The 17,305-nt window shown below is 48.7% G+C and carries 15 protein-coding genes; 5 read left to right on the top strand and 10 right to left on the bottom strand.

The genetic code is table 11. From position 1 onward, the window contains the following. The 5 genes from CXIVA_RS09255 (at window position 1) to CXIVA_RS09235 (ending at window position 5,532) form a co-directional block, all read left to right on the top strand. The gene (locus CXIVA_RS09255; protein WP_013977759.1) at window positions 1-462 is read left to right on the top strand and encodes a serpin family protein; all 462 of its coding nucleotides are present in this window, start codon (window positions 1-3) and stop codon (window positions 460-462) included. Next, complete coding sequence (locus CXIVA_RS09250) at window positions 446-1,627, top strand: hypothetical protein (protein WP_013977758.1); 1,182 nt, start codon at window positions 446-448, stop codon at window positions 1,625-1,627. Before CXIVA_RS09255 ends, CXIVA_RS09250 begins: the two co-directional genes overlap by 17 nt. Before the next feature lie 12 nt (window positions 1,628-1,639). Continuing rightward, window positions 1,640-2,680 (top strand): hypothetical protein, encoded by a 1,041-nt coding sequence (locus CXIVA_RS09245; protein WP_013977757.1) that lies wholly within the window; start codon window positions 1,640-1,642, stop codon window positions 2,678-2,680. A 104-nt stretch (window positions 2,681-2,784) separates the two neighbouring features. Next, complete coding sequence (locus tag CXIVA_RS09240) at window positions 2,785-4,170, top strand: IS3 family transposase (protein WP_347475625.1); 1,386 nt, start codon at window positions 2,785-2,787, stop codon at window positions 4,168-4,170. Window positions 4,171-4,287: 117 nt separating this feature from the next. Further along, window positions 4,288-5,532, top strand: coding sequence for an IS256 family transposase (locus tag CXIVA_RS09235; RefSeq protein ID WP_013977754.1), 1,245 nt, complete (start codon window positions 4,288-4,290; stop codon window positions 5,530-5,532). Between the two features lie 584 nt (window positions 5,533-6,116). Here CXIVA_RS09235 and CXIVA_RS09230 read toward each other — a convergent pair. The 10 genes from CXIVA_RS09230 to rpsD form a co-directional block, all read right to left on the bottom strand. After that, window positions 6,117-6,368 (bottom strand): hypothetical protein, encoded by a 252-nt coding sequence (locus tag CXIVA_RS09230; protein ID WP_005330582.1) that lies wholly within the window; start codon window positions 6,366-6,368, stop codon window positions 6,117-6,119. Window positions 6,369-6,668: 300 nt separating this feature from the next. Then, a complete protein-coding gene (rlmD, locus tag CXIVA_RS09225) occupies window positions 6,669-8,057 on the bottom strand; it encodes a 23S rRNA (uracil(1939)-C(5))-methyltransferase RlmD (RefSeq protein WP_013977753.1) in 1,389 nt (462 codons plus the stop codon). 9 nt (window positions 8,058-8,066) lie between these two features. Continuing rightward, window positions 8,067-9,011 (bottom strand): HD domain-containing protein, encoded by a 945-nt coding sequence (locus CXIVA_RS09220; protein ID WP_013977752.1) that lies wholly within the window; start codon window positions 9,009-9,011, stop codon window positions 8,067-8,069. 51 nt (window positions 9,012-9,062) lie between these two features. Beyond that, entirely contained in the window at window positions 9,063-10,559 is a 1,497-nt protein-coding gene (locus CXIVA_RS09215; protein WP_013977751.1) for a phosphoglucomutase, read from the bottom strand. 40 nt (window positions 10,560-10,599) lie between these two features. Next, window positions 10,600-11,622: a HAMP domain-containing sensor histidine kinase gene (locus CXIVA_RS09210; RefSeq protein WP_013977750.1), complete on the bottom strand. Its 1,023-nt coding sequence runs from the start codon at window positions 11,620-11,622 to the stop codon at window positions 10,600-10,602. Between the two features lie 9 nt (window positions 11,623-11,631). Further along, a complete protein-coding gene (locus tag CXIVA_RS09205) occupies window positions 11,632-12,333 on the bottom strand; it encodes a response regulator transcription factor (RefSeq protein WP_013977749.1) in 702 nt (233 codons plus the stop codon). A gap of 98 nt (window positions 12,334-12,431) precedes the next feature. Beyond that, entirely contained in the window at window positions 12,432-14,810 is a 2,379-nt protein-coding gene (locus tag CXIVA_RS09200; RefSeq protein ID WP_013977748.1) for an endonuclease MutS2, read from the bottom strand. Window positions 14,811-14,954: 144 nt separating this feature from the next. Next, a complete protein-coding gene (locus CXIVA_RS09195; RefSeq protein WP_013977747.1) occupies window positions 14,955-15,479 on the bottom strand; it encodes a L17 family ribosomal protein in 525 nt (174 codons plus the stop codon). Between the two features lie 214 nt (window positions 15,480-15,693). Beyond that, complete coding sequence (locus CXIVA_RS09190) at window positions 15,694-16,656, bottom strand: DNA-directed RNA polymerase subunit alpha (RefSeq protein ID WP_013977746.1); 963 nt, start codon at window positions 16,654-16,656, stop codon at window positions 15,694-15,696. A gap of 39 nt (window positions 16,657-16,695) precedes the next feature. Continuing rightward, window positions 16,696-17,289, bottom strand: a complete 594-nt coding sequence (gene rpsD / locus CXIVA_RS09185; RefSeq protein ID WP_013977745.1) for a 30S ribosomal protein S4 — start codon at window positions 17,287-17,289, stop codon at window positions 16,696-16,698. Window positions 17,290-17,305: the final 16 nt, after the last annotated feature.

Below are 17,305 nucleotides of genomic sequence, written 5' to 3'. Positions count from 1 at the left end.
ATGGCAGATCAGATCATTCTTTCAACAGCTCAGATGAAAGATATGTTGGCCTGCTTGATAAACGCCACAGCATTTGAAGGAAAATGGACAAAGCATTACATCCGAAACGATATCGAGTATAAAGAGTTTTCAAGCTCTGACGGTACGACTAAAGAAATTGCCATGATCGAAGACTCGGAGCGCGAATATGTTGAGAATGGTTCTTTCACTGGTTTTGTAAAGCCCTATAAAAATATTGATTACGCGTTCATGCCTCTGCTACCAAAGAAGAAATCTGTAGCTTTCCTGAACATAGCGCTCAAAAAACTTGATTTTACAGAGCTTTATGAAACACGAACTCAGGAACGTGTTGTCGTGTCCCTTCCAGAATTCAAATACTCCTTCGATGACGACCTGACTTCACCGGTATTGTCAATAAGCTCTAATCAGCAGAAAGGAGGTTCCTATGACTCCCGATATTGATATTAAACTGTTTGAGGATTTAATAAATGAGATCTTGCCAGGCCTTACAATGTATGTCCGTGATGTGAATCTTCCCCCTGTCTGCGCAAAAAAATACGAGCCACAGACAATCATCATGGAACGCGGTTTTACGGATGCCAGCAGCCGTGTCATGGGAATGGTGACCACTCACAGATATGCTATTCTGTCTAACCACATGGCTGACTTCGGTGAATTTGAGCACGGTACAAACTGGGGGCTGTTTGTTGCCAGAAACAATGCACATTTCAAAGTCCTTGATAAATATGAGTACCAGGGCAGAACTCAGATACTGCTGCTTCATCTTCCGGATGATAGACGTTGGAAGCTCTTTGAAAATGTAAAACTCAGCATCGAGGATCAACTTATCAAAGATTCCCGAGAACGGTTTGAGAACAAGTCGGTTCAGGATCCTGTCCCAGAGCTCATCACCAAAGAATGGCTTGCTCGTTGCTCCTCCCCTCTTGGCATGACGGATTCTGGAGTCTTTTTCGACCTGGAACCCCTTCTTCAGAGCGAGATGCATAGCGTTACGGATTCCAGCTTCCGGAACTTCTATCACCGCTTCGTGTATATCGAATGTCGTGATATTCTGGAAAAGTTGATGAAGGATTTTCTGATTGATGATGATACCGGCGCTATTGCTTATGGATACATTGACGAACAGGCAGGCCTGTCTTTCCAGATAGCCAAGCTTGCATCACTTAAGGATAATCATCTTTCGATTCGTGATTCTATAGAAAATGCAATGTTGATCATGCGATTTGGCAGCCTAAAGGATGCAAAATATCTTGATCTTGCACAAACAGATCTGAATGTAAATCAATTTGAAGGTTTTGAAAAATTGATCAGAGACAGCTATGATACCTCAAACTCGGACAAAGAGCAGCTCCGGTCCATGGCATTTCTTGATGCCTGCCGCCATCCGGAATATCCGGATGACCTAGCTGTCCTCCTTCTACATGGAGATCTCCAGCCTGAACAAGTCTGGGTTCGCGGTGATTTTCTGAGCGAACATGAGATCCGCGGAGAGTTATTAAATGAACCCAATGCTGACTTTGGCGTACACATAGGGGATGCAATTCAGATTGTTCCATACAAGAAGGATGACGGCAGTATTATCTGTGTCTCCCCTCAACGTGATTAAGGAGGTATTCCTATGGCTGGCAACAAAGATTTTGATTCTATCATGCGTGAAATCACCGGTGGTCTATCCGGTGATCTTCAGAAAGATATGGCCTATCTTGAAGAGCAAATGCAGAATTACAAGGAACACGAGCTGAGTAAAGAGATCATCCGCGCCTGCGGTCGTTTGATTTATGAGCTGATTCCTGATGATAAAAAAGAAGAACTGGCTAAGGCTATTAACAACGATGCATCCGGCACAGAAGCCGCACTCGAAGAAGTCCGTTTTAATATCTATAAAAAGGACTTCGATAAAGCCCTCCGCATCATGGAAGCTTTAGTAACGAAGGTGGAAGAACTGAACGCATTCCAGGATGATCAGGTGAGCGAATACCATGTTTTTGATGAGTTTTTCGAGGAGATTTTGTACCAGTATCGGGCCAAACCAGATAAGGACATCCGCAGAGCACAGATTCCTTATACAGAGATTTACATGCTCTACGGAAGCTTGCTTGTGGAATTAAAAAGAATTCCGGAGGCTCAAGAAGCTCTTCGGAAAGGTCTTCGTTGGAACCCGGTCAGCTTCAGAATCACGTCTGAATATATTGAAACATATAAGATGACCGGCGAACTGGAGCAGTTCTTCAACCTGACAAAAGAGGCCTTCAAAATTGCGTTCCGCTCGGTTGATGTGGCACGCTGCTACCGTAACCTCGGATTCTATTTTGTAGAAAAGAAATTATGGTCAGAGGCGATTGCCAGCTACCTCCTCAGTCTGCAGTTTGACCATGAATCCAAGCAGGCGCAGTCTGAGCTGTACTATATCAACTCTTCCAACGACGGAAAGATTCCAGAGCCTTCCATTGAGCAGGCTAAAGAATATGCTGAAACATATGGATTCCCTATGGGAGCAGACGACGATATTCTCGGGCTTTCGGTCAGTTATGGCAGACATTTCCTTGAGCAGAATGCTCCGGATGCTGCAAGATATTTCTTATCCATTGCCTATGATCTTACAGATAATGAGGAAATCGGTAAAATGCTGGAGAGCTTGCCGCAAAACGCTGAGGACTAATTTCGGCGACCAGGAGGTTTGAATAATGTCTGAGTTAAGGCAGCTTACCAGAGCCGGGGGTGCGGACAAAAACCTGGACACATATAGGGCTCTGAAAGGAGTCAATGATGTATTCAGAAGAACAGAGAACAAAGGCACTGCATGTTTTCCATCAGACAGGATCTGTTACAGATGTGGTACGTCAACTTGGTTATCCCAGCAGAAAGCAACTGTATACCTGGATTCGTAACGAGGGAAAAACAAAAGAAAAGCGAAAAAAACTTAATCTTAAAAACACCACCGAGCACCCCAGAAATCCTCCGGCGGAGTTTAAGCTGCAAGTGCTTCGTCGTTGCTTTGAGAATGGAGAGAGTGTAAAATCAGTATCAGAGGAGATCGAATACAGCCGAGCCAGCATATATATGTGGCGAAAGCGATATCTTCAAGGAGGTGCAGCTTCTCTGATGAACACGAAAAATATCAGGCCGGGAAAATTACCGGATATGGATGAAAAGATATCTTCAGAAGAAGTCGAATCGCTCAGAAAGCAGATGTACGAGCTCCAATTGGAAGTAGATATCTTAAAGGAGACAATTAACGTATTAAAAAAAGACCCCGGCGTCGACTGGAAGGACCTGAAGAACAGGGAGAAAGTAGCGGTAATCGACGCCATGAAGGAGAAGTACCCGCTACCGATCCTGCTTCGAAGAATGAAACTGTCAAGGAGTAGTTACTACTATCAGATAAAGGCTTTTGCAGCAGAAGATAAATATGAGTATCTGCGCCATGAAGTTGTTCGTATATTCCTTGAAAACAAAGCTCGGTATGGATATCGCAGGATCCATGCAGAACTAAAAAAGACAGGGATAAAGGTCTCGGAGAAGGTCGTTCGCAGAGTGATGAAGGAAGAGGGTCTTGAAGTAAAAATCCGAAAAACGAGGAAATACAGTTCGTATAAGGGGGAAATCAGTCCTGCTGTTCCAAACGAAGTACAGAGAGATTTTCATAGCGAGAAACCAGACGAACTTCTTTTGTCGGATATCAGCGAGTTTGCTATTCCGGCCGGCAAGGTATATCTGTCTCCGGCAGTAGACTGCTTCGATGGAATGCTGGTCACGTGGAGAATAAGCGAACATCCAAATGCCGATCTCGTCAACGGCATGCTCGACGATGTGATTGCGAACATAGGCGCAAACTCCAAACCAATCATTCATACGGATCGAGGATGCCACTATCGCTGGCCAGGTTGGATCGAGAGAATGAAGATAAACGGGTATACCAGATCCATGTCACAGAAAGGGTGCTCTCCAGATAATGCTGCTTGTGAAGGTTTATTTGGACGAATAAAAAATGAGTTCTTCTACAATCAGGACTGGACGGGTGTGACCGTGGAGGAATTCTCACGTGAGTTAGATCTGTACCTTCATTGGTACAATGAAAAAAGAATCAAGAAATCGTTAGGGTATTTGAGCCCTGTGGAGTACAGGCGATCTCTTGGATTGGTTGCCTAGGCTGTCCAAGAAAACGTCCGCACCCCCGCCTATGAAATAATCTCTGTAAAAATGAATACTTAATCGTATCATCAAGGTCTTCTATGATAAAATCAAATTTATAGGAGGCCTTTGATTATGGCAAACAAAAAGCGAAATGTCTACAAACCGAAACCCATGACAGAAAACAAAAGAAATATCATCCAGGGACTGTTTGAAGAGTACGATATCGAAACAGCGGATGATATTCAGGACGCCCTGAAAGATCTGCTGTCCGGAACGATCCAGGAAATGCTGGAAGCTGAAATGGACAACCACCTTGGCTACGAAAAGTATGAGCGTTCTTCCGAACCAAATGATCGAAACGGAACAAAGTCCAAAGGCGTCCGCAGTAAATATGGTGAGTTTGAGGTAGATGTCCCACAGGACCGGCAAAGCACCTTTTCCCCTAAAGTCCTTCCGAAACGTAAAAAAGATATTTCGTCAATCGATGAAAAAATCATATCCATGTACGCAAAGGGAATGTCCACACGTCAGATTTCGGATACGATCGAAGACATTTATGGCTTCGAGGTGAGTGAAGGCATGGTCTCTGATATTACCGACAAGTTGCTGCCAAAAATTGAAGAATGGCAGAACCGGCCGCTCTCCGCAGTATATCCGATCGTTTTTATTGATGCGGTTCATTTTTCTGTTCGTGATGACGGCGTGATACGAAAACTTGCTGCTTATGTTGTCTTGGGAATCAATGATGAAGGCAAAAAAGAAATCCTAACGATTGTGATTGGCGAAAATGAAAGCAGCAAATACTGGCTGAGTGTATTAAATAGCTTAAAAAACCGTGGGATACAGGATATCTTGATCCTTTGTTCCGATGGTCTGACGGGAATTAGGGATGCCATCAGCACTGCCTTCCCTAAAACAGAACAGCAGCGCTGTATTGTCCATATGGTGCGTAATACGTTGAAATATGTCGCGAACAAGGACATGAAAGCATTTGCCAAGGACCTAAAGACGATTGATACAGCTGCGGATGAAAAGGCCGCGCTGGAGCAGGTTGACCGCGTAACAGAAAAATGGTCCGGTCAGTATCCCCATGCCATGAACCGCTGGCATGAAAACTGGGATGCGATTTCGCCCATTTTCAAATTTTCGAAAGACGTGCGGACGGCTTTCTATACGACAAATGCGATCGAATCCTTAAATTCGTCGTTCCGCCGACTGAACCGGCAGCGCAGCGTTTTCCCGAGTTCCCAAGCCTTGCTAAAAGCTTTATATTTATCATCCTTCGAAATATGCAAAAAATGGACTATGCCGATCCGGAACTGGGGCAGAGTCCGCGGAGAATTATCGATCATGTATCCGGAACGGATGCCTGAATAACAAAAATCCGTTGGCAGGTAAATGTTGAAATGCACGCCTGACGGAGTCGGGTACCCTTGACATGCCTGTGGATTTCTGTTAGATAGTAACCAAGGGCTGAACAGCAGGTTCTGCCGTCCAGCCCTCAATAATTATCATAGAAAATCTTATTTACAGAGAATTATTCACACGCCCGAACAGAAATAAAAACAGTGTATTTATCTTGATTCTTCTGACAATAATCCTATAGTCTCCCCCCTCCAAAAAGTAGTTATTCAGCCTCGCCCTCGCAATTTCCAGTGGTCAGAACTATTGTCAAAGCACTAAAAAAGGGATCCCGGGGATATCACCATATACTGGCCATATCTCAGGAATCCCTTGATTTTAAGCCTTTTCTGGCCTATATATTACTTAACTCGTGACAGCAGAACTACGGTCTCCACATGCCCCGAGACAGTGAGAAACATAATCACGTAGGTTCTTGCTGTCTGGGAATTGGTCAAGGTAAAAACATGCTGTTCGGGAACTGATCCAAAATACGGTGCTACTCCATTACCTTTAATCACATCAGCAACATCGCAATAGAAAACACATTAAACTGGAATTTAGCCTTTTAAACCTTTCGCTTGCCTGTCCATATCTTCAATAACAATGTCGTAAATTTCTCCAAGCTGTGAACAATATTCTAATACTTTCCATGGTTCATTTGTATGAAAATGAATTTTTATAAGTTCTTCATCTCCAACTGCTAACAAACAATCTCCGTTAAAATTGTTTGTGAAATATTCGCTAATTTTATCTTCGTCAAGATTTTCGCCTTCTATTAAAAGTTGAGTATCATATTTAAATTCTAACATCTTATTATCCTCCAAATTCCGATTTGTATAACCTCTCTTAACATCTAATCCACTGCCTGCAAACCGCAAAAATGGTCGAGTTGCCGGATTGGTTGTCACCCTTTTTCATTTTCCAAAAATCATCCCAAAATGCCTGGCATCTAATCCACTGTCTCAAATTGTGACATCTAATCCGAGGTTACATCCTGACACACTTTTTGCAGTAGATATGTTTCAATATAAGAAAACCGAGCTTTTTCAGAAGTCTGGCTTCAAATCCAAACTTCCGAAAGAGCCCGGAAATATGCCACTTTCTGGCTCTTATTTATCTTTTTTTGACATCAAGACTACCGTCTCCACGTGTACCCCCTGTGGAAACATATCCGCCGCCCGCACCCGCCGCAGCACATATCCCCCGGCCGCCAGGATCTTCAGATCCCTGGCCAGCGTCGCCGAATCGCAGCTGACGTATACGATACGCTCCGGCCGCATCTTCAGCATCGTTTCCAGCAACGCCGCGTCACAGCCCTTGCGAGGCGGATCCACTACCATCACGTCTGCATAAGGTTTTCTGCCCTGATACCGTTCGTTTTCGTAAAATTCCGGCAGAATCTCTTCGGCTTTTCCCGCAAAAAACCGGGTGTTTTCAAAGCCATTAAGCTCTGCATTGCTTTCCGCATCTCTGACCGCTTCCGGAACAATCTCCACGCCGTATACTCTGGCCGCCTTCTGTGCCAGGAACAGAGAGATCGTTCCGATGCCGCAGTACAGATCCCAGACGGTCTCGCCGCCGGTCAGACCGGCGTATTCCAGCGCAGTGGCGTACAGTTTTTCCGTCTGGACCGGATTGACCTGGAAGAAGGATTTCGGAGAAATCTGATAGCGCACGGCGCCGATCGTATCCGTAATTGCTGCATGACCGCGCAGGAGAATGACTTCTTCTCCAAGGATTCGGTTTCCCCTGGAACGATTGACGTTCAGTGACAGGGAGGTCATCCCCGGAACAGTAAACAGACGGTCGGCCAGTTCCTCTGCATAAGGTAGTTCCGTTCCGTTTATGATCAGGCAGGCCAGGAGTTCGCCGGTAGAATATCCGCTGCGGATCAGCACATGGCGCACCAGTCCCTTTCCGGTGCTTTCGTCATAGGGTTCGATATGATATCGCTCCATATGGACTATGATCAGATCCAGGATCTCCTGGTTTTCTTCTATCCCAAGCATGCAATCCCGGGTTGGAATGATCCGGTGAGTTCTTCCTGCATAGAATCCGGTGACAATATGCCCGTTTCTGTCCTTTCCCACCGGAAACTGTGCCTTGTTGCGGTAGCGCCAGGGATCTTCCATTCCGATAATGGGCTCCATGATCTGCTGCAGCAGCGCTTCGTCAAATCCTCCGATCCGCATCAGGTTATTTCGGACTTTTTCTGTTTTAAACTGCAGCTGACGGGCATAGGACATGTGCTGGAGCTGACAGCCGCCGCAGGACCGGGCGCTGGGACAGCGCGGCTCCACACGGTCCTGCGAGGCTTCCAGCAGTTCCATCAGACGGGCGTAGCCATAGGTTTTTTTCATTTTCATGATCCGGACCCGTGCCAGGTCCCCCGGAACCGTATCTTTGACAAACAGCACCAAGCCTTCCGCGCGGCCGATGCCTTCTCCGCTAACGCTGATATCTTCGATTCGGACGGTTAATTCATCATTCTTCTTCATGCCTTCCCCTTATCGGCTGGTCTGACGGATATTGGAGTCCAGCAGGCGGTTAAAGCCCTGCCATTCCAGATTGCCCTCCTGCAGGGAAGCGGTGGCTTCTTTCCAGGTCTCCATCTTTGCGTCCAGATTGTCTGCCATGCTCAGCGCCAGTGCTTCCGCCAGCGCCGGTTTCTTCGGGGAACCGTACTCCAGCTCCCCGTGGTGCGCCAGGATGCAGTGCAGCAACTCAGATTTTAAAACCTTCGGGAAATCAGGGAGCCGGTCGATCTGTTTGTCGATTTTTGAAGCGCCGATCATGATGTGCCCCAGCAGCTGCCCCTCATCGGTGTAATCATTCTGCGGGAACGAAGACAGTTCCCACAGTTTGCCGATGTCATGCAGCATGGCTGCCGTCAGCAGCAGATCCCGATTCAGAATCGGGTACTGTTTGCTGAAAAAGTCGCAGTTTTTCGTAACGGACAGGGTATGCTCCAGCAGACCGCCGACATAGCCGTGATGCACGCTTTTGGCGGCTGAATGCTGCTGGAACTTTCGGGCAAAGGCCTCATTTCCGAAAAACACTTCTGCCAGCGCCTTCAGATGCGGGTTTTTCAGTTTCTGAATGTACTCTGTCAGTTCCCTGTACATGGTTGGAATGTCCTTTTCACTGACGGGCAGATAATCCGCCGGATCGTATTCCCCTTCGCTGACTTTTCTGACCCGCCGGATATTCAGCTGCGGCGCTCCCTGGAAAATCGTGATGTCCCCTACGACATAAATATAGTCCATGGAATCAAAATCTCCGATTCCTCCGGAATTCACATCCCAGATTTTTCCGTTCAGCAGACCGGTCTTATCCTGAAGGGTCAGGTTGTCATAGGGTTTTCCATTCTTGGTTACCATGCTCTGTTTCTTTTTGCACAGGTAGACTTCTCCAATGTGTTCGCCTTCCCGCAGTGTTTCAATATATTTCATAATAATTACTCTTTCTATATATTCCGTCCGCCAGATTCCGGTAGCTGACCCTTAGTCCAGTCCTTCAAAGCCCTGCAGCAGTTCTTCCGCGATATTCCGGATCTGTTCAAAGTTCTTCTCATCTGTTCCTTCCAGGTTCAGCACCAGCTGCGGGTCATGCAGGGACGCCCGCAGAAGCATCCAGCCGGTGGGTTCTCCCCGGAAACGCACCCGCACTCCTTCGTAGGATTCAGGCAGTTCATAGCCTGCTGCTTCCGCCCGCTGACGGAAGGTTTCCAGGACCTGCGCGCCGTAAGCGCGGTAATCCTCTGCTGTGATCCGGTAACGTACCTCTCGGTCCGTGAATTTCATGGACAGCCCGTCGATCAGATGGGACAGTTCTTTTCCTTCTTTTTTCGCGCGTGCCAGGGCAATCAGCAGTTTTACCGCCAGATACGCCCCGTCGTCCAGATAGTAATTTTCCTTCAGGCATCCGTGGCCGGAGGTCTCCATGGCCAGCGGGGAATTGATTCCGGAGGCGTTCAGCTCTTTGCATTTGTTAATGACATTTTTGTACCCCCGCATATAGCACAGATGCTTTAATCCTAACGTGCCCTCCAGAAAGTCCGTCAGACGGTCCGATGTCACGGAGTCCGTGATAATCGTGCTGCCGGGATTCTCCGGTGCCAGAATCGCTGCCATCATGGCAATGATGGCGTCCCGGTTTAACGGGGTGCCATCGGAGAGTACGGCAGACATCCGGTCCACATCCGTGTCGAAGATCAGTCCCAGATCCGCGTGGCTTGCCAGGGTCGCCTCCACAATGGACTGCATGGCTTCTTTATTCTCCGGATTCGGGATATGGTTGGGAAATCTGCCGTCCGGTGTCAGATATCTGCTGCCGTCGGTGTCTGCTCCCAGCACTTTCAGCACATCATCCGCAAAGAATCCGCCGGATCCGTTGCCTGCATCCACTGCAATTTTCAGTCCTGCCAGCGGATGGTCATAATCCTCTGCCTGCACGCCCGCTTTGATGGCTTCACACAGCTTTTTCGAATACAGGCTTAAAAGATCCAGTTCCGGCAGCACATCCATGTCTGGATTTTTCCCCTTTCGGTCGATCTCTCCTGCCATCTGCAGAATCTTTGTGATGTCTGCTTTTTCCAGTCCGCCGTCCCGGTCAAAGAACTTCAGCCCGTTCCGGTTAAAAGGCAGATGGCTGGCGGTAATCATGCAGCTGCCGTCGTAGCCGGTTTCCGGATAAACCAGAGACATAAACATGGCCGGTGTGGAAGCCAGCCCACAGTCTACCACCCGGGCGCCGCTGCACAAAATCCCCTTCATGACACCTTTGATCAGCTCCCGGCCGGTAATACGGGAATCCCGGCCCACTGCGATCACCGTATCCTCCGGTTTTTTCCCTGTTTTTTCCGTCAGCCACAGGGCAAAGGCATAGCCGATGTCAGTGCATATGTCCGCGGTTAAATTGATCCTGTCCTCCCGGACGCCTCCGCAGGCCACTCCCCGGATATCGCTTCCGTTCTGAAGTTCCAGATACTTCTCACTCATGATTTGCTCTCCTCGTATGATATGTATATATTTGATTCTTTCATCCCACATAAGGCAGGCTGAAAATAAATTCCGATCCGGCGCCTTCCGTGCTGATGACATTGATATTTTCCTTGTGCGCCTGGATGATTTCCCGGACAATCGCCAGTCCCAGGCCGGTACCGGTCTTGTCTTTTCCCCTGGAGGGATCCGTCTTGTAGAACCGGTCCCAGATTTTTCGGATACTGTCTTTTGGGATTCCCACCCCGAAATCCTTCACCGACACGAAAACTTTTCCGCTGCGGACCGCGGTCTCCACGATGATTTCCGAATCTGTATCGCTGAACTTCAATGCATTGTCCACCAGATTGTGGATCACCTGCTGGATCCGCTTGAAATCTGCTTTGACCACGGCTGCTCCCGGCGTCAGTTTCTGCACAATACGGATATTTTTCTCCCGGCATCTGCTTTCAAAGACCTCCAGGTCTCTGCGGATCAGCTCGTTAATATCAAACGTGCTGATTTCCAGGTAAAATCCCCTGGCGCCGTATTTGTTCAGGTCCAGCAGATTTTCCGTCAGTCCCTGCAGACGCTCTGCTTCTGAAATAATAATCCCCAGATACCGGTCCTGCATCTCCGGCGGGATCGTGCCGTCCAGAATCGCTTCCGCATAGCCTTTGATAGAGGTCAGCGGAGAACGGAAGTCATGGGATACATTGGATATGAATTTGCGCTGATCATCCTGCCGGGTGTCCAGTTCATGGGCCATATAATTCATGGTGTCCGCCAGTCGGCCGATTTCGTCCTTGCGCCGGATATCAATGGTTTCCCCGAACTCTCCCCGGGCATACCGCTCGGCTGCGGCTGTCATCCGGTGAATGGCCCGGTAGATTGTGGTCGTCAGCACAATCAGCACCACAAAGGACAGAATATAGACGCAAAGCAGCAGGCCGGTAATATCCATGATCATTTCTTCACTGATCCGGCCGCCCTGCAGTTTGACAAATATGGTCTCCGCCACCACCATGCCCGCGGCGAGAATCAGATAGGCTCCGATCAGCGGCTGATATACATTTTTCCACATAACCGCTCCTTACTGCAGCGTCTCGAATTTGTAGCCGATGCCCCACACCGTGGCAATCTTCCAGTGTACGTTGTCTTTCAGCTTCTCCCGCAGACGTTTGACATGGACGTCCACGGTGCGTGTATCGCCCAGATATTCATAGCCCCATATATTATCCAGCAGCTGTTCCCTGGTAAATACCTGATTCGGCGAAGCCGCGAGAAAATACAGCAGTTCCAGTTCCTTCGGCGGCATTTCCATGACTTCATTCCGGTACAGTACCGAGTAGTTTGTGAGATTGATCACCAGATCCGGGTATTCCACACACTTGATCCCGGCCGCCGGCGCTTCTGTCTTCTGGGTCTGTGTCCGCCGCAGCACCGCCTTTACCCGGGCCACCAGTTCTTTGGCGTCAAAAGGCTTGATCATGTAGTCATCGGCCCCCAGCTCCAGGCCCAGGACTTTGTCGAAAACTTCCCCTTTCGCGGAAAGCATAATAATCGGCGTAGATGACTGGGCGCGGATTTCCTTGCAGACCTGGTAGCCGTCCTTGCCCGGCAGCATCAGATCCAGCAGGATCAGATCCGGCTGATAGGTGCGAAATGCCTGCAGGGCCGCGTCTCCGTCGCCGACGATTTTCGTATCATAGCACTCTTTGACCAGATATAAGGAAATCAGATCGGCGATATTCGCGTCATCGTCCACGATTAATATTTTCTGCTTGCCTGCCATAGTTACCCCCTCTTTTCCTCAAATTTCAGGTTCTGTTACTCAAACTCCGGGCCCTTTAACTCAAACTACGGGCTCTCTTGCTCAAACTCCGGGCTCCCTTATTTAAACTCTACGATGGTGACACCGGTGTCCCCTTCTCCATACTCGCCCAGATGGTAGGATTTCACATGTTTCTGGGTCTTTAAGTACTGATGCACCGCCTTGCGAAGCGCGCCGGTTCCCTTGCCGTGTACCACACGCACATTGTGCATATTGGCCAGATACGCGTCATCCAGATATTTATCCAAAAGAGACAGCGCCTCGTCTACCTTCTTTCCGATGAGGTTGATCTCCGGCCGTACCTGGGAGGACTTGGACATCTTCATTCTGCCCATGGTGGTGCCCCGGCTCTGCGCTTTGGACGGCGCATCTTCATTGATCAGCACCAGATCCCGGATATTGACCTTATAGCGCAGGATCCCCATCTGTACCATCAGATCCCCCTTTTCATTCGGGAGGGTATGGACGGTTCCCTTCAGATTCATGGACAGCACTTTGACAGAGTCTCCGATCATCAGTTTTTTCGGTACCTGATGGTTCTCTATTTTCTGTTTTTTCTTCTGCACGGCATTGCGGTTTGCCTTGTCCAGCTGCTTCCGTACCTTCTCCCGGTCTTTCTCCATGGCTGCGGCGTCCAGTCCGTTTTTGCCGTATTTTCGGAATTTGCGGATGGTATCGTCCGCCACTTCCTTCGCTTCCCGAAGAATCTGCGCCGCTTCCTCATTGGCTTCCGCGATGAGTTTGTCCCGACGGGCTTCCAGCTTGTTCCTGCTTTCCGCCAGTTCTTCCTTCATCGTTTCGATTTCTGTCTTATACCGTGCGATCTGCTGCTGCTCCTGCTCAATGGTATGTCTGCTCTGTTCCAGGTCTGCGATAACATCTTCAAAACTTTCCGCTTCCTGGGACAGCCGCTGTCTGGCGCCGTCGATCAGGCTTTCCGGAAGCCCCAGGCGCTGGGAAATGGCAAAGGCGTTGCTTTTGCCCGGCACGCCGGTAACCAGACGGTAAGTGGGGCTTAACGTCTCCACATCAAATTCGCAGCTGGCATTTTCCACCCCTTCGGTGGAAAGAGCATAAATTTTCATTTCGCTGTAATGGGTCGTAGCCATTGTCCGAATTCCGCGGCTGCGCAGATCATCCAGAATGGAAATAGCCAGAGCGGCTCCCTCATTCGGATCCGTACCGGCGCACAGTTCGTCAAAAAGCACCAGGGAATTGGGATTCATCTGCCGGAAAATGGATACCATGTTGGTAATATGGGACGAAAAGGTACTGAGACTCTGTTCGATGCTCTGCTCATCCCCGATATCCGCGAAAACCTCATCAAACACCGCCAGCTGGGACCGGTCTGCCGCCGGGATGTGCATGCCTGCCTGTCCCATCAGGGTCAGAAGGCCGACGGTCTTTAGGGAAACTGTTTTTCCGCCGGTGTTCGGTCCGGTAACCACCAGCACATGGTAGTCCTCTCCCAGGGACACATCGATGGGAACCACTTTTTTCGGATCCAGCAGCGGATGTCTGCCCCTGCGGATCCGGATGATTCCCTCCGTATTAAACACCGGTGCCATACCGTTAATGGCCTGGGCATATCTGCCTTTGGCAAAAATAAAGTCCAGCAGACGGCAGGTGATGAAATCTTCCTGAATCTGGGCGGAATATTCTGCTGTGTCACTGCTGAGCCGGGCCAGAATGACATCGATCTCCTCTGCTTCCTTCAGATAGGTCTCCCGCAGCTCATTATTCAGTTTGACGACGGAAACCGGTTCGATAAACAGGGTATTGCCGCTGGAAGACTGATCATGGACCATACCGGGAATCTGCGCTTTGTACTCTGCCTTCACCGGCAGACAGTAGCGCCCGGAACGCATGGTTACAATCGGGTCCTGCAGATAGATCCGTCCGGCGGATGAATTGACGATACGGTTCAGGGCGCTGTGGATCCGTTCGCTCATTCCGTTGATGGTCCGGCGGATCTGACGCAGTTTCGGGCTGGCATCATCACTGATCTCATCCTCGGCCAGAATACAGCGGTCAATCTCCTCCGCCAGCCCCGGCACCGGCTCCAGCCGGTCAAACAGCTCCTGAAGCGAATCCGTGGGCAGATCCTCCCGCTCCGGCTTCCCGTAAGCTTTTGCCTTCGCTGCGATCCGCAGCAGACGGCTGACTGCCAGCAGCTCGGCGGTATTCAGCACGCCGCCGATTTCCAGACGCTTCATGGATGCCTTCGGATTTTTCAATCCGGAAAACGTCAGTTTTCCGCTTTTTAACAGACGGGCAAAGGCATCGGCCGTCTCTGTCTGGCCTCTGCGGATCCGTCCCAGATCGGTCATCGGTTTCAGCCGCTGGCACATCTCCCGTCCCCCATCGGATGTGGCGTATTCCGTCAGGCGCTGGATAATCTTGTCGTATTCCAATGTATGATAAACTTTGTGATTCATTCTTTCCTCCATGGGGTATGCATAAAGCCCCGATTATTGTAACACAGAACCCCCGTTTTTGACAGGTGCGAAAAAAGAGTCGTTTCTCTGTCTGATAACAGAGAAACGACTCTTTTTCTAAAATCTGTAAAACAATCGAAAAGATTAAACAAGCTCAAGAACAACTTCCATTGCGCCGTCACCTTTACGAGGGCCTACCTTGATGATCCGTGTATAACCACCCTGGCGGTCTGCGTATTTCGGAGCAATTTCAGTGAAAAGCTTATCGATGAGATCCACTTTTTTGGTTTCTGATTTTTTGCCGTTGTTTTCTACAACCGGATACAGCACCTTGAGGATCTCTCTTCTGGCATGAAGACGGGAAGGAAGATCTTTTTTGATGGTCTTATCCACTTCTTCATATACTGTTTTTTTCTTGCCGTCTACGACTTCTTTGACTCTCTTGCCGTCAGCAGTCTTCTTGGCAACTTTAGCCTTTACGGTAACTTCTTCAAAGTTGTCTTTTTCTTTCACTGCCTTGGCAATGATGCCTTCTGCAATTTTCTTTACTTCTTTTGCTCTGGCTTCTGTGGTAACGATTTTGCCTTTATACAGCAGAGCGGTTACCTGGTTTCTCAGAAGAGCTTTTCTCTGGTCGGAAGTTTTTCCTAATTTACGATATTTTGCCATGATATTCTCCTTACATGTGGTACGGCCGGGCCACGCCCTTTGGTCTTATTGACACCAGTCGTGACGTACGCCACACTATTGGCTGACATTCGGATGCCCTGCGGTCTTACTCCTCCTGCCGATAACAGTTTTTGCTGAAACATATCCTGTCTGCATTTCAAACGGACAGTCTGCCGGTGCGATTGATTCGATTTGGTCAGTTCAGACGCACGGTTTATGCTTCTTCGCCCTGATTCAGGGACAGGCCCAGTTCATTCAGCTTGGCGAGAACTTCTTCCAGCGATTTACGGCCCAGGTTGCGCACTTTCATCATGTCTTCCTGGCTCTTGTTGGTCAGTTCTTCCACTGTGTTGATGCCCGCCCGTTTCAGGCAGTTATAGGAACGGACAGAAAGTTCCAGTTCGTCAATGTTCATCTCAAGGACTTTCTCCTTAGATGCCTCATTGTTTTCCACCATAACTTCTGCTTCGATTCCTTTTTCTGATAAATCTACAAATAAATTCAGATGTTCACTCAGAACCTTGGCTGCCAGGCTGACTGCGTCATCCGGCTGTAAGGTTCCGTTGGTATATACTTCCAGAGTGAGTTTATCGAAGTCTGTAACATTGCCTACACGGGTATTTTCCACGCGCAGGTTCACGCGCTCTACCGGTGTGTAGATCGAATCCACAGCAATCACACCAATCGGAGTGTCATCTGTCTTGTTCTTGTCAGCGCTGACATATCCGCGTCCCTTGGTGATGGTCAGTTCCATGTAAAGTCTGGAATCTGCGCCGCCGTTGAGGTGGGCGATGACCAGGTCGGGGTTGATCACCTGAATATCCGGGTCTGCCTGGATATCTGCTGCAGTAACCACGCCTTCGCCGTCAAATTCAATATATGCTACCTTCGGCTCATCCGTCGGGCTGGTGTTCTTCAGCGCAAGATTCTTAATGTTAAGGATAATCTCGGTAACGTCTTCCTTCACACCGGGGATTGAGCTGAACTCATGCAGTACACCGTCGATTTTGACCTGGCTGACCGCAGTGCCCGGAAGTGAGGAGAGCATGATTCTTCTCAGGGAATTTCCGAGGGTTGTTCCATAACCTCGTTCGAGTGGTTCTACGACAAATCTTCCATACTTATTGTCTTCAGAAATTTCGGCAATTTCAATTTTCGGTTTTTCAAAATCGAACAATGCAAACCCTCCTTGATTGTATAAAAGTGAGATTGTTATTTACTTCGAATATAACTCGACGATCAGCATTTCATCTACCGGTACATCGATCTGCTCACGTTTCGGAAGATCCTTGACTGTTCCGGAAAGTCCTTCCAGATTCTGCTCCAGCCATTCTGGAACCAGACGGCCTGCAGTAACTTCTGCGATATCTTTGTATCTCTGCATGGATGCGCATTTCTCTTTCAGAGTGATCACATCCCCTGCTTTTACCTGATAGGACGGGATCTGTACGCATTTGCCGTTTACCAGTACATGCTTGTGTCCTACAATCTGTCTGGCTTCTTTTCTTGTTCTGGCAAGACCAAGACGGAAGATTACGTTGTCCAGTCTGCACTCCAGCATGGTCATCAGGTTTTCACCGGTCATGCCTTTCATGCGGTCTGCTTTCTCATAGTAGTTGTGGAACGGTTTTTCCAGAACACCATAGATAAATTTTGCTTTCTGTTTCTCTCTCAGCTGAAGACCATACTCGGAAATCTTGCGACGGGTATTTCTCGGCTGACGGTTGGATTTCTTGTCATATCCTAAATATGCCGGCTCCAGACCAAGTGATCTGCATCTTTTAAGAACAGGTACTCTATTAACTGCCATTGTGGCTACACCTCCT

This window comes from Clostridium sp. SY8519, from assembly GCF_000270305.1.
GTDB lineage: Bacteria > Bacillota > Clostridia > Lachnospirales > Lachnospiraceae > SY8519.
This window is presented reverse-complemented; position numbering and strand designations above follow the sequence as displayed.